General features: G+C 44.8%; 15 protein-coding genes and 1 tRNA gene. 10 read left to right on the top strand and 6 right to left on the bottom strand.

Annotation, left to right across the window (positions count from 1 at the left end; all coding sequences use genetic code 11):
- Window positions 1-21 precede the first annotated feature (21 nt).
- The 8 genes from ACQ5DJ_RS07595 (at window position 22) to ACQ5DJ_RS07560 (ending at window position 8819) form a co-directional block, all read left to right on the top strand.
- Window positions 22-1065 (top strand): BtrH N-terminal domain-containing protein, encoded by a 1044-nt coding sequence (locus tag ACQ5DJ_RS07595; protein WP_429841909.1) that lies wholly within the window; start codon window positions 22-24, stop codon window positions 1063-1065.
- A 25-nt stretch (window positions 1066-1090) separates the two neighbouring features.
- Complete coding sequence (locus ACQ5DJ_RS07590; protein ID WP_429841908.1) at window positions 1091-1327, top strand: phosphopantetheine-containing protein; 237 nt, start codon at window positions 1091-1093, stop codon at window positions 1325-1327.
- A 66-nt stretch (window positions 1328-1393) separates the two neighbouring features.
- Window positions 1394-2362 (top strand): 2,3-diaminopropionate biosynthesis protein SbnA, encoded by a 969-nt coding sequence (gene sbnA / locus ACQ5DJ_RS07585; protein ID WP_429841907.1) that lies wholly within the window; start codon window positions 1394-1396, stop codon window positions 2360-2362.
- A gap of 46 nt (window positions 2363-2408) precedes the next feature.
- Window positions 2409-3377: a 2,3-diaminopropionate biosynthesis protein SbnB gene (gene sbnB / locus ACQ5DJ_RS07580; protein WP_429842014.1), complete on the top strand. Its 969-nt coding sequence runs from the start codon at window positions 2409-2411 to the stop codon at window positions 3375-3377.
- A gap of 24 nt (window positions 3378-3401) precedes the next feature.
- Entirely contained in the window at window positions 3402-4163 is a 762-nt protein-coding gene (locus ACQ5DJ_RS07575) for a ParB N-terminal domain-containing protein (RefSeq protein ID WP_429842013.1), read from the top strand.
- A 154-nt stretch (window positions 4164-4317) separates the two neighbouring features.
- On the top strand, window positions 4318-7377 hold the full coding sequence (edeA, locus tag ACQ5DJ_RS07570; RefSeq protein ID WP_429841906.1) for a cyclic peptide edeine export ABC transporter EdeA: 3060 nt from the start codon (window positions 4318-4320) through the stop codon (window positions 7375-7377).
- A 152-nt stretch (window positions 7378-7529) separates the two neighbouring features.
- Window positions 7530-7603 (top strand) — tRNA-Gly (locus tag ACQ5DJ_RS07565).
- Window positions 7604-7901: 298 nt separating this feature from the next.
- A complete protein-coding gene (locus tag ACQ5DJ_RS07560; protein ID WP_429841905.1) occupies window positions 7902-8819 on the top strand; it encodes an aldo/keto reductase in 918 nt (305 codons plus the stop codon).
- 10 nt (window positions 8820-8829) lie between these two features.
- On the opposite strand, the gene ACQ5DJ_RS07555 is transcribed toward ACQ5DJ_RS07560, so the two are convergent.
- The 4 genes from ACQ5DJ_RS07555 to ACQ5DJ_RS07540 all read right to left on the bottom strand — a co-directional run bounded on the left by ACQ5DJ_RS07555 (window position 8830) and on the right by ACQ5DJ_RS07540 (window position 11525).
- Window positions 8830-9471 (bottom strand): DUF3885 domain-containing protein, encoded by a 642-nt coding sequence (locus tag ACQ5DJ_RS07555; protein ID WP_429841904.1) that lies wholly within the window; start codon window positions 9469-9471, stop codon window positions 8830-8832.
- A gap of 87 nt (window positions 9472-9558) precedes the next feature.
- Window positions 9559-9951: a YkvA family protein gene (locus ACQ5DJ_RS07550; RefSeq protein ID WP_429841903.1), complete on the bottom strand. Its 393-nt coding sequence runs from the start codon at window positions 9949-9951 to the stop codon at window positions 9559-9561.
- 112 nt (window positions 9952-10063) lie between these two features.
- Window positions 10064-11047 (bottom strand): zinc-dependent alcohol dehydrogenase family protein, encoded by a 984-nt coding sequence (locus ACQ5DJ_RS07545; RefSeq protein WP_429841902.1) that lies wholly within the window; start codon window positions 11045-11047, stop codon window positions 10064-10066.
- Between the two features lie 268 nt (window positions 11048-11315).
- Entirely contained in the window at window positions 11316-11525 is a 210-nt protein-coding gene (locus ACQ5DJ_RS07540; protein WP_429841901.1) for a CDGSH iron-sulfur domain-containing protein, read from the bottom strand.
- 133 nt (window positions 11526-11658) lie between these two features.
- Between ACQ5DJ_RS07540 and ACQ5DJ_RS07535 the strand changes: the two genes are divergently transcribed.
- Entirely contained in the window at window positions 11659-11772 is a 114-nt protein-coding gene (locus tag ACQ5DJ_RS07535; protein ID WP_221868562.1) for a hypothetical protein, read from the top strand.
- Window positions 11773-11811: 39 nt separating this feature from the next.
- Here ACQ5DJ_RS07535 and ACQ5DJ_RS07530 read toward each other — a convergent pair whose 3' ends face one another.
- Entirely contained in the window at window positions 11812-12189 is a 378-nt protein-coding gene (locus ACQ5DJ_RS07530) for a DoxX family protein (protein ID WP_429841900.1), read from the bottom strand.
- Between the two features lie 123 nt (window positions 12190-12312).
- Window positions 12313-12840, bottom strand: a complete 528-nt coding sequence (locus ACQ5DJ_RS07525; RefSeq protein WP_429841899.1) for an isochorismatase family protein — start codon at window positions 12838-12840, stop codon at window positions 12313-12315.
- Between the two features lie 117 nt (window positions 12841-12957).
- On the opposite strand from ACQ5DJ_RS07525, the gene ACQ5DJ_RS07520 reads away from it, so the two are divergent.
- The gene (locus ACQ5DJ_RS07520) at window positions 12958-13602 is read left to right on the top strand and encodes a hypothetical protein (RefSeq protein ID WP_429841898.1); all 645 of its coding nucleotides are present in this window, start codon (window positions 12958-12960) and stop codon (window positions 13600-13602) included.
- Window positions 13603-13742 lie beyond the last annotated feature (140 nt).

Raw genomic sequence — 13742 nt, 5'->3', positions numbered from 1 at the left:
TTGACAGGAAGGAGAGTGCTCATGTCACTCACCGAGATTCAACCGAGCAAGCATCCGAACCTGGACTGCATCGGCGCTTCTATCTACACGGTTCTGAAATACTTGAACTTTTCCGCCTTGGAAACAGCATGGAAGCAGTGCGGCGCCATCTATCTTAAAACGCAGGATTCTCCTTATGGAGATATCAACGGTCAATACATGAGAACCGTCTCCGAGCTCGAGTGGATTCACAATATCCACGTAGAAGGACGGGCTGAACCGGAAGATGACCTGTTTTTGGCAAATATACAAGAACGTTTGGAACGGGAGGTACCGACAATCGTCCTCTGCAATATGGCAGAACTCCCGTACAACCCTTATTATCAGGACCTGCCTGAGATGCATAGCATCATTGTCACAGGAATAGAAGGTAACCAGCTTCTAATCGTCGATGATTACTACCGTTACAAAGGTCTGTTGCCCGTCGAGCAATTCTTACAGGCTAGTAACTCTTCCTATCGGGATGCAGGTACAGGTGAATGGTATCCACTCCACAATCGCTCATTTGAATTGGTACTTTCCGATTCCCTGCATCCGACGCCCGATCAGTTGCTGGAAGCAGTCAGGAGTAATCTCAGCGTACTAGAGGGCCGCTGCGACATAAGTCAAATCAAGCGGGAGTTGGATGTACCAGACGATGTCAACGTCGAGGTAGGGCTGAAATCCCTTGATCCTTTTCTCAAAGACGTAGAGGCTTTTCTCGCTAGCGGAGTGGAGATTACAGACGATCATCTCGATATCCTTAACCACAGCTTGATCAGTATGGCACAAACACGAGCGATGTACGCCAATGTCCTGCAGGTGATCAGTGAGAAGTACCAAGACTTCGAAGAACTTGCCGAGCAGTATCGCAGTATCGGGCATCAATGGAAAATTACGACCAATATGATTCTTAAGGCTTTCGACAGTAATCGCAGTGACATGGTTCATCGCGTTCTGCAAAAAATCAGTAGCATACAAACGCAGGAATTTGAGGCGGTCGCCAAAACAAGAGAAGCACTGGAACGGATTGGCGTTGTTGTGTAAGCATCTACCACTTGGAGGGACTCCTATGGAAAAGGAAAACGAAGTATACGAGACGCTCCTCCGGTTGTTTTCTGAGTATGTGAACGAAAGCGGAGAACTAACGGAGTACATTGAGTCATTGACCTTTATCAAGTCGGTCGTAAAGGTTGAAAAAGAGTTTGGCATTGAATTCGATGATGACATGCTCCATTTGGAAAACTTTCAAGATATGAAAACATTGGCAGGTTACATCCAGCAAAAAATGGATGAAAAATCTGCCTGATCGAAGGGCCAAGATGTATGCGGTAGATTGGACGAAGACGGGAAAAATCGGGAGTGAGGGCTCAACATGCTAACGAAAATGATGGCCATAAGTCACATGATTGGCAATACGCCTTTAAACAAACTTGAGCATGAGCACATCAATTTGTTTTGCAAGCTGGAATACAACAACCTCATGGGAAGTGTAAAAGTGAGGCCAGCCTTTTACATATTACAGGAGGCGATCAAAAGAGGAGAGATCACGCAGGAAACGACTGTAATCGAATCCTCTTCGGGGAATTTTGCTATTGCTTTGGCGACGTTGTGCAAGCGACTCGGAATTAAATTTATTCCAGTCATCGATCCAAACATCAATCCCGTCTATGAGAACTTGCTGAGGGTAATTTCCCATGAGGTCGTAAAAGTAACGGACCGTGACGAGACAGGAGGATTTCTCCTAACGCGCATCCAAACGGTCAATCGCCTGCTGAATGAGACGAGTAACTCGTTTTGGACCAATCAATACGGAAATCCGGATAGCGCTCGAGCCCATTACTTCGGACTGGGAGCTGAGATCGCGGAAAGCTTCGAGTCATTGGACTATGCTTTTATCGGCGTTAGCTCTGGCGGCACCATTACTGGAATCTCGCAGCGATTGAAGGAACGTTTTCCTGACATAAAAATCATTGCTGTGGATACGGTAGGTTCGGTGATTTTTGGACAAGAACCGCAAAAGCGATACATCCCGGGAATTGGATCGAGTATGCGTCCTGACATACTCAAGGGCGCGATTATTGATGAGGTCGTTCATGTTTCGGAGGAGGACACAGTCAAGGCTTGCTATCAGCTGTACGCTGAGCATGGCATTTTTGCTGGAGGATCTTCTGGAACTTCCTACTGGGCGATTGAAAACTATTTCAAAGATCAAAAGCATGTAGTCAAGCCAAATGTGGTCTTTTTATGTCCAGACGGTGGTATGCCCTATGTCAATACCATTTACAACCAGGAATGGGTTCAGTGGTTGCACCAGCAAAAGCATTCTTTCGTTGGCAATTAAGTAGTGTCCAATCAAATCTACTACGATAAGCAGGGTGGGCTGCATGATGTTATATCTAAACACGAGTGATATTGAAAAGATCGGCAAGAATTGGAAGGAAACCATTGATGTAATTGAACATGCTGTGCATGCCTTACAAAAGGAAGATTATGCACAGCCGATTAAACCTTACTTGCGATATCATGACATGTCAAACCGCATTATTGCCATGCCAGCATTTGTAGGCGGAGATACCTACATGGCGGGAATCAAGTGGATTGCCAGTTTCCCGAAAAACCTCCAAGAGGGTATCCAACGCGCGCATTCGATTACCATTCTGAACGAAGCCAGAACGGGTAAGCCTGTGGCAACGATAAATACGGCTCTGGTCAGCGGCATTCGAACTGCTTCTGTTTCCGGTCTTCTCCTCAAGCATTACGAACAAGTACGTCCCCTGCAAAATGTAACGGTCGGAATTATCGGATTTGGTCCGATTGGCAGACTTCATCTGCAAATGGTAACGGCCTTGTTAGGAGAGAAGATCGCCAAAGTGGTTCTGTATGACATTGCGGGTATCCAACAGGAGTATATTCCGGCTGAGATCAAAGAGAAAACGGTTATCGCGCAAACGTGGGAAGAAGCATACTGCGAGGCAGATGTGTTCATTACGTGCACGGTATCACCGAATGGTTTTATTGACAAGCAACCAAAACGTCATTCCTTGTTGTTAAATGTGTCGTTACGCGATTTTACACCAAAAATTCTCGACTATACCCGATCCATTATCGTAGACGACTGGATCGAAGTTTGCCGTGAGAACACGGACATCGAGATTATGCATCTGGAGAGAGGATTGCAAAAAGAGGATACCAAATCCATCACAGACATCGTCTGCCTTGACCAGATGAAAGAATTTCCACAAGATGAGCCCATCATGTTTAATCCGATGGGGATGGCGATTTTTGATATCGCCATTGCTGGCTACTATTACAAACAAGCACTCTCGCAGGGGATCGGAACTCACTTGCAAGACTAACTGGAGGTTACCATTTTGTACGATGTGCTGGCAAATCTAAAACTGGTAGAGTCATCTCGTATTTGTTTGCACGAGTCACATGAAAACAAGCGACTACACAAGACCAGACAGATCATTGAGGAGGAAGGGATTTTGCGCCATCCTCCACTGGCGATTCACATGCAAAACGGCCAGTATTTGATCATTGATGGTGCACATCGGACCTTTGCTCTTCAATCGCTTGGGTGCAAACATATCCCTCTTCAGGTAGTGGAGCATGAGGATTTTCACTTGGATATGTGGGATCATATTGTGCCAGTCGCAGCATGGTTGCAATCAGTGGAGCAAGATTCTGTGTTTCGATGGGAAACAGAGCGCTTACGAGAAACGCCTGTGGCAGAAATAAAGATAGGGAACAAGGAGCGCTTCTATCTGTATCCAAATGAGAATCGGCAGGATGATGAGTGGCGAATGACACTATGGCGTCAATTAGTGGACAGTTATAACTATAGCCACCAGGTGCATCGTCTGCCCACAGGAATGCTTGAATGGCCGGAAACAGGAGCCGCCTTGATACAGTTCCCGCCAATTAGTTTGTTGGAATTGGAGCGTATCGTATCGGAAGGGCATGTTTTGCCTGCGGGTGTTACCCGTTTTGAAATAGATGGGCGTCTATTAAACCTATGCATTCCGATTAGCCTATTGAAACAGGAACAAATCGAGCTAGAACAGTGGGAGCGATTGGTTAAAAAATGGAGAGAAACCTTGCGCCTCTATTCGAAACCCGTGTATATGTGCGATGCGTAATAGGAAACCGTGGCGAGTGTGATTCGCCACGGTTTCTATCCAATCCCAATTACATCACGTACTGGTTGCGGTCTTTCCCACAGACGCAGTGCCTAAAAAGGAGTGGATCATTCTGCAAAAGATCATAGATGAGTCGAGACGAAGACTAGCATTCTTGCTGATATGTCTGGTTCTCGTACTTTCCGGTAGTGTGTCCGTGTACGCCGAAACGAGCGTTCGACAGGATACGGAAATCACAACGGCAATCGAACAGCTGGTCAATAAAACCATGGAGTCGGAAAAAATCCCGGGTGCAGCCGTTGTGGTCGTCAAAGAGGGGAAAACGATTTACAAGCAATCGTTTGGTATCTCTGACACCCAGAAGCAAGAGCCGGTTACTGCTGACACATTGTTTGAAATCGGATCGAACTCCAAAGCCTTTACGGCGTTAGCCGTTCACCAGCTTGTCGAGCAAAAACGACTTTCGCTGGATGATCCTGTTCAGAGCTTTATGCCGTGGTTTACCGTTACATATAAAGGACAACAGCAAACGATCCTGATTAAGCATTTACTGTACCATACCAGCGGGATTCCTTTTGAAAGTATTGGCTCGATCCCTATTTCTTCCAGTGAGAATGCGATCGAAGAAACCGTGCGAGCGATCAATCATGCTGAACTGGTACGCAAGCCGGGGACCGAGTATGAATACGCCACCATTAACTACGATATCCTGGGCTATGTGGTCGAGAAAGTTACCGGACAGTCCTATGAACAGTATGTGCAGCAACAAGTCATTGCCAAATTGGGACTAACCCATACCTTTTTGAAGGCACAGGCACCCGTGGCGGAGATGGCAAGAGGGCACAAAATCGAACTATTTTCCCCACGCGTGTATGATGCACCGGAATATCGTGGAAATACGCCAGCCGGTTATGTCGTTTCTAATTTAAACGATATGGAACGATGGTTGCAGATTCAGTTGGGGTTGGAGGCATCTGCATTTCGACCTGAGCTGGTACGTGCTTCCCATCTTCCTGATCGTTCGGTAGCTCCTGCTGGAGACGGTTTCTCGTATGCATCAGGCTGGATGATTTATCAGGATGGTGGAGGGCAAATTTCGCACGGCGGCAATAACCCTGCATTTTCTTCGTATATGGTATTTCGTCCAGAGGAAAAGCTGGGCGCCGTCGTTTTGACCAATATCAACTCGCTGAACGCATCAGTTATCGCAGAAGGTGCCGTCAATCTCGTACTAGGAAAAGAAGCTCCCGTAGTCGTGTCTGACACTAATCTTCAAGCGGATCGTATGGCAAGCATTTCTCTCGTGATCCTTGGTATCCTTTTGGTGGTACTTGGTGGGGCGATCGTGCAGATTTTCGTGCAAGTCTATCGAGGCGAACGAAAACTCGCCACGAATGCAGGGCGAATCTGTCTGGCATCGCTCGTTGCATTTGTTGTCATGGGAATTGTTTTGACAGCCGCCTTATACTACATGCCAGATGTTTTTTTTATGGGTTTACCATGGGCGTTCATCGAGGTTTGGCTTCCGATCACCATTTTTTACGCCATGTACGCATTGGTAGCAGGACTCGCTCTGTTTAATGTCTACATTACACTCATCCGCTTGTTCCCGAAATCGCAAGAAACATCCATGACGTCTATTGTCATACAGGGGCTAATCAGCGGATTTGGGAATGCGTTGATTATTTTTATGATCAATCTGGCGCTCACTTCTACAAACAAGTTTCATGCATCCATTTTCCTGTATTTTCTCCTGGGTATCTTGTTGTATATCGTCGGGGAGAAAATGATGCGTAGTCGATTGATTGTGATCACAAATGAAATCGTATACGAGAAAAGAATGGAACTGATCCGCAGGATTTTTCGGACCCCTTATCAAAAGTACGAGACACTTGATAACGGTGAAATATATGCGGGGTTAAATAACGATACGGAAACGATCAGTACGTTCGCCAATAGTGTCGTTGTGGCACTGACTAGTGCGGTTACACTCGTGTTTTGCTTCATTTATCTGGGCTCGCTGGATCTGTACGGATTTTTGTTTTGTCTGGCTGTCATTTTTGTGGCTGTAGGCTTGTATACGCTGGCAGGTCGCTTTGCAAACAAAGTATGGGAGGAAACCAGAGACATCCAAAATGTGTTTTTCGCCTATATTACCGATATGATCGGGGGCTTCAAGGAGCTGTATCTGACGCAGGCGCAACGAAAAGAATTTGAAGATGACATGGAAAGAAGCTGCTCTGACTATCGACATAAGAAATCAGCGGGCCAATTTAAATTTGTGAACGTGTATTTGATTGGGGAATTGCTATTCGTCGTGGTAATCGGCACGGTTGCCTTTTTATTCCCGGTTCTTTTCCCTTCGCTTCAAAAAGAGATGCTGATTAGTTATGTGTTTGTCTTTTTGTATATGACAGGGCCCGTTCACGGTATTTTGAATGCGGTACCGGAGCTGATTCGGATCAAGATCAGCTGGCAGCGACTGAATGCGTTGCTTGATTCATTATCAGTGGAAACGAGAAGAGAAGAGGAAAGCGTGGCTCGGCGGAACACGCAAGACTTTGAGACGTTTTCAACTGAACAGGTGCGGTTCCGATACAAAAACAAGGAGGGCGAAGAGTTTTCCGTAGGCCCGCTGGACTTCTCCTGCCGAAAAGGGGAAATCGTCTTCATTGTTGGTGGGAACGGCAGCGGGAAGTCAACATTTGCGAAGCTGATTACTGGCTTGTACGAGCAGGATGAGGGCGAGTTTTTCATGAACGGCCAAAACGTGAATGCTGATCAACGCTGCGAATTCTTCTCCGCGATCTTCAGTGATTTCTACTTGTTTGAGAAGATGTACGGAATCGATTACCAAGCGAATCAAGAAGAAGTGCGCAAATATTTAGAGGTGCTTCGTATCGCTGACAAAGTAGATGTGGATGAGACGGGAACGTTTAGCACGACGAAGCTGTCTACGGGTCAGCGTAAGCGTCTTGCCTTGATGCTCAGTCTAGTCAGAGATCGCCCCATTTTCCTCTTTGATGAGTGGGCAGCTGACCAAGATCCAGAATATCGTCAATTCTTTTACGAATCCTTGTTGCCAGAAATGAAAAGACAGGGCAAATGTGTAATTGCGATCACACACGACGATCGCTACTTCCATCTTGCTGATCAAGTAGTGAAAATGGAGAGTGGGCGAATTATTTCGCAGCAAACACTTGCGCATGCCTGATGGCAAAGAAAGCAGAGAAGACCGAACGGGGATGATGCCCGGCGGTCTTTTCTTGCATGATTGGCAAGGTTCCATTCGATGGGCTGTACTAGACAAATAATTCAGACAGCTATATAATTGGAAGCAGTTGGAATGGATTGCGATAACATCATGCGGGTGTAGTTCAATGGTAGAACTCCGGCTTCCCAAGCCTGCGGCGTGGGTTCGATTCCCATCACCCGCTCCATATGAAATGGTCGAAAGCCTTTGATATCAAAGGTTTTTCTTTTTTGAAGGCGAAAACAAAAAAACAAATCATCAACGATTGGGCGAAATATTACTACCGAAAATAGAAGAATCACGGGGGTACAGGGAAGTTACACCAACCAAAGAGTCCTTCCATGGTAATTGGGGAAGGCTCTTTGCTTTTGCAAAATCAGTATTCGCTCAATGGGGATTGAAACGGTTGTCAAGGAATGACACAATGAAAAAATGGCATCTTTGCTCGATCGCATGACCCACTTTTTAGAATCGGAGGTTTTGACATGAGAACCATACCACTCGGCACGAGCAAGTTAGAAGTACCAGTCATCGCAATTGGGTGCATGAGGATTGGGTCACTAGACGGGCTGCAAGCGGAGCGCTTCGTACAAACGGCGCTTGAAGAAGGGGCGAACTTCTTCGACCATGCAGATATTTATGGAAAAGGCAGATGTGAGGAAGTATTTGCAGAAGCGATTCAGATGAGTCCTAGCGTTCGAGAGCGTATCCTTTTGCAATCGAAATGTGGCATTCGGCCTGGCATGTTCGACTTTTCCAAAGAGTATATTTTGAATGCAGTGGATGGCATTCTAAAACGATTAAAAACGGAATATTTGGATGTATTGTTGCTGCACCGTCCAGACACTCTTGTCGAGCCGGAAGAAGTAGCGGAAGCATTCGATCTTCTGGAAAGCGCGGGTAAAGTCCGTCACTTTGGCGTCTCCAATCAAAATCCGATGCAGATCCAGCTCTTAAACAAATATGTGAAGCAACCAATCGTCGCTAACCAGTTGCAGCTCAGCATTATGAACGCGACGATGATCTCACAAGGCTTCAACGTCAATATGGAGAACAACTTGGCAGTGAACCGCGACGGCAGTGTACTCGACTTCTGCAGGCTGCATGATATTACGATTCAGCCTTGGTCTCCGTTCCAGTATGGATTTTTCGAAGGATCTTTCCTTGGGAACGAGAAATTTCCTGAGTTGAACAAAAAAATCGATGAAATTGCAGCTAGATATGAAGTATCCAACACGACAATCGCCATCGCTTGGCTACTACGCCATCCGGCGAACATGCAACCTGTCATTGGCACGACGAATATCGACCGAATGAAGGAGTGCGTGAAAGCAACCCATATTCGCTTGACGCGAGAAGAGTGGTATGACATCTATCGCTCTGCCGGAAATGTGTTGCCGTAATTAATTCCATTTACAAAAATACCTGATCGATCTTGGCTCTGTCATAGTCTAATATCCAATGATGATAGCTGTCATATATCCCTCTGATTGTTTCAGGAGAAGTGGCTAATAAATCACAGCCTCGATCGTCATAGATGTGAAAGATGGTATGTTTACTCGTATTGATGAAGTAGACCCGATGAAAAATACGTGGTTTTAATCCCATATCCTGACGGCAGATTGCTTTTATCATGGGTACATAGGCAAAGTCCGATGTCTTACACTCCAAGAAGAACCGATGCGTTCGATAGACGTGTTTCTCATCGTCTTCTGGAAAAACATAAGGAATAGTATGCTGCCTAAGCTTATACAAAAGTGATTTGTTTTTCACATACTTGGAAAAGGCGTTCAATTTACGCTTAAAAGCCCCACCGTCTCCAAAATCGTTTACATCCACTACGATATAGATGTCATCGTTAGGTGCATATAAAGATTTAAATAAAGTAATAGCTCGCGTATTAACAGCCTGTAAATAGGGGCAATTTTCATAAACGTTATGGTAATCGTAGTTCACACCCAGCTCAAAACGGATTCCAATATCCCAGCTATAAAACAAAGGTGGCCTAAGCATTAACGTTGGAAATGTTTGATGCAAATACTTGTCTAACGTCATCAAAGTACCTCACTCTACTAGAATTGTTCGGATAAAATAAATAGGAGAGAACAGAGACTCTCCTACTACCCATTGAATGAATTTTTCCTATTCCTGTAAAAAATCTTTTTGTTTCCACTCTTTGTACAGAGTAAGGTCGCTGCTCACTTGTCGAAACACCAATCCAATGATTGTCGCGTCATCTAGTAAACCAACAACAGGAATAAAATCTGTGATGGCGTCTATGGGTGAAACAAAGTACAAAATCCCGCCAATAATCATTAATATGGATTTAACAGGGATTGTTCGATATTTTCCACTCGTCCAATCACCGAAAATATGAAAAAGTAGCTGTAAATTCTCCCAAGCACCTCCGATCGCTTTTTTATCTGCTTTTTTCATTGCTTTTTTTAGGAGATTAGATGCTTTTTCTTTATCGTTCAGATATTTAGAGGCTTTTGATTCATAATTTTTAAGAAACATCTTTTCATGTTTAGCCATAGGACCCCCTATGTTTCGTCGAAGCCAAAAAGGGCGAGAAAACGCTCATTTTTGGCTTCATGTTATGTAAACCACTTGCACATCCCTAAAGAACGAGGAGCATAGCAACCAATTACACCAAGATGATTTTCCCCGTACGCTGACGGTTCTCCGCAAATTGCACTGCTTCTTTAACATCATGCAAAGCAAATTTCTCTCCAGGCGCTGCTAAAAGGAGCTTCCCATTCTGAACGAGATCGATGACTTTCTCAAACGTTTCGTGCCAGGTAGACACGGAAACTCGTTGATTCCAGTGGCGTAATAAAAATAGTTGAGGGAGAACGCCAAGCTCTTTCGAAATGATCGACCAATCCACTTGAACTCCCGATAAAAGACCTAACGACAAGAAAATCCCGCCAGCACGTGTAGACTTCGCCAGCTCTAAACCGTCTGGACCGCCAATGGAATCAATAGACGCATGAGCACCTTGTCCGTTCGTTACGCTCATGATGGCATCATAAATAGATACACGTGAACTGTCGACGACATGCCACGCCCCAAGTTGCATTAACTCCTCGGTATATCTTGCGTTTCGGACGATGGCGATCACCCTAAAACCGAAAAGAGCGGATAGCTGAATAAATAATCGGCCAATGGCTGAATTGGCTGCATTGACTATCAAAACCTGATGAGAAGACAGTTTAAGCGTCTCATTGCAGATGACCCACGTAGTGATGGGGTTGATGTACATCCGACAGGCGATATCATCTGGGATCGAATTGGGAACCGCAATGGCTAGCTCGGCTGGCGTTTTTACGTATTCTTGCCACGTACCCTCACCACGCAAAGGCAGAACACGTTTACCGATAAGAGAGCGGGGAGCAAAAGGACCTGTATCCATAACGGTACCAACCCCCTCATACCCAGGAATGGCGGGAAGGTTGATGCGATGCTTGTAGGCACCACGAATCGGAATGACGTCAGAAGGATTAATAGGACGTGCGCTCATTTTCACCAAAATTTCATCTTGCTTCAGAGGTTCAATCAGCCGCTGTTCAACCTTCAATACTTCATGGGGTTCGCCAAATTGATCGTAACGTACTGTTTGTGCATACATGGTTGCGCACTCCTAACTTTGTCAGCCATAACCGAACGAAGGATGGCTCTTAGTCATTGCCTATGGGATCGGAATGTCATTATTGTAGGTATAAAAAATAAACGACGTCAATCAAAACGAGAACGTGGCTTGCGGAATGTTAGAGATTCTGGACAATCCACCTTTCCAATAATACTCTTCAAAATTATACCAATATTTCAATGAGGAAACAATTTTTCATCATAAGCGCTCGATAAGTGAAAAAAGAGCGCATCTGCGCTCTTTCCAATCATGCTTTTGCCCGTGGTGCACTTTCAAAACCTACATTTTTATGCGTACCATCACAAAACGGTTTCTTCTCGGATTGACCGCATCTACAGAGTGAAAAAGATGAACCGACTTCATACTTGTCACCTGTTCCATCCAGCAATTCAACTGCACCAGTAACACGAATTGATCCATTGTCGTTAATCTTGATGGTTACTTTTTCTTGATCCACATGTCATCCCTCCTTTTTTACTATCTTTACCTACTATGATTTCGAGTAGAAGGGTATGTGGTAAATAATTGCTTATTCGTGTTAAAATCAGGACAAGGTACGGTTATTTTTAGCAGGGAAAGGGTTTTGTCTCATGACGATTTCAATGGATGACTTAGAGCAATCCTGCTGGGAATGCGAAGGTAAGGGAGCGATTCTTACCGCACAAGGTCAGACCCTCTTACACTTTATAAAAAAGCATTTGTAAACGACGAGCTTGAAGAAAAAGCGAGAGGCCGTCAGATCCTCACCTGGCTACGGGTGGGAACTGACGGCCTTTTTTGCTACCACTCTGGCGACCGATAAGCAAGAAAACAAGGAGTAAGACAAATGGAATCGCTACAGTAGTCGTGTCCCCGTGTAAAAGAAGAGTGATTGTAGCACCAAGCATAATCACTGCGAGCGTATAGGCGGCGTAACGCGTATACTTTTTCATCAGTAAGCCCAGTCCGCCGAGCACTTCGCCTAAACCGATCACACCTTGGAACCAATGGGGAAACCCGAATGCTTGGAAAGTGAGTGTTGTCTCTGGATGTCCAATCAGCTTGTAAATACCAGCTGAAAGGAACATCAAGCACAACCCTACGATCATTACCCATTTTGCGAAAATACGAAGACCTATCATACTGAAATCCTCCAATCGTTTCGTTGATGGATTCAGTATAAACCGCCCATTATGACATCTTTTGTCATATAGCAATGACTGAACGTTCTGCAAAGGATCGTATAGTTGCTTCTCTTGCTCACATCACTTGTATTTTTCAGTGTACTCGGCATAGTTTACTACTTCAATGACACTTGACCAACGGAGAACGGTTCCTACAAACTGTTTAATGTCTAATCCTTGCATGCTGTATGATTCGGCGGTATTGGTTGTTCCAGTGGCGTCCTTAATGAACGTCACTTTATATCCGCGATCATAGGCAGCGATCGCGGTAAACATACAACAAAATTCCGTCTCAAAACCAATGATAAAAAGATGATCGACCCCTAACTTTTCTAAAGTCTGTGTGAGTTCAGTTTGGAAGAAGGAACTAGGGGTTTGTTTCACGATAAAGAAATCGGAATAGTCTTTTAATGGAGGGTGTATTTCAGAACCGAAAGAACCTCTTTTCAGGGGACTTTCTTCTGCATCATCCATATGCTGGATAAAAATTACAGGGAGATTGATCTCTTTAAAATCTTTGATCACCTGTTCCATCAAAAAAAGTTCCTCTTTGTAATCCCCACAACTCACAATCCCGTTTTGCACATCAATCACTAAGAGTGCGTTCATTGCTTCACCTTCCTTCTACCATGTAGAGAGATAATTCGGAAGGAAAGAGTGTACTTCCTGCAAGGGAAGTACCATGAGATAATGAGGGGAAGGAAATAATAGGAAAGGTTGAGTGAGATGAGAATTTCATTTTCTTATGCATTCATTTTTGTCGCATTTATTCTCGTTACAGGATGTGGTTCAACGAAATCAAGTACATCATCCGTGTTTTCCAATTTAGCCACGCAAGGCTCTTCTACCAAGAGTGAAGGTACAGAGGTAGCTGCAGAATCAGAAAAAAAGAATGTCGCTACGTACCTTTCGACGGCTGTAATCGCCTTACATGAAGTGAATGGCTTTGAAGCTGGAGAAGAATTTCCACCGGAATCCAAAGCGTTTTTGGCAAAGCATGCGCATCTGTTTCCGGCAACTGGGGATAAAGTGAAGGAAGCTCAGCAATTAGTCGATCAAAATGTGCAACCGAAACATATCAATAAAAACATTTCCAAGTATCGTGCCGCGATGATTCAAGATAGAGGAACGGTATTGAGCATCGAAGAGGAAGAAATACCGGAAGTCGGAACGATTTCCGTCTTGCATGTCGCCAATGACGAGGAGGATAGCTACCAAATTGTTTACCTAGGCGGATTAGATGTCTATGAAGATGATACAGTTGAATTTGTGGGGGTCCCAACCTTGCTCTCGGGTTTCGATAATGTAAGTGGTGGATACACGAATTCGATCATCATTGCAGGGAGCTATGTAGGAAAAAGTGCGAATTAAGCTAGGGAAGTATGGATTCTCGAAGAAAACAAGCTGTTGACCAACAGATTCGCCACGGTGATCCAGATGCCACTCCTCTAAAAAATCTTTCACAGCCTCGAATGATACAGTTCGAGGCTTTTTGTATGCAGGTTGGCCTT

The organism is Brevibacillus sp. FIR094 (assembly GCF_050477165.1).
Classification (GTDB): domain Bacteria; phylum Bacillota; class Bacilli; order Brevibacillales; family Brevibacillaceae; genus Brevibacillus.
The sequence above is the reverse complement of the archived record's forward strand: the minus strand, read 5'-3'. Positions and strand labels throughout refer to the sequence as shown.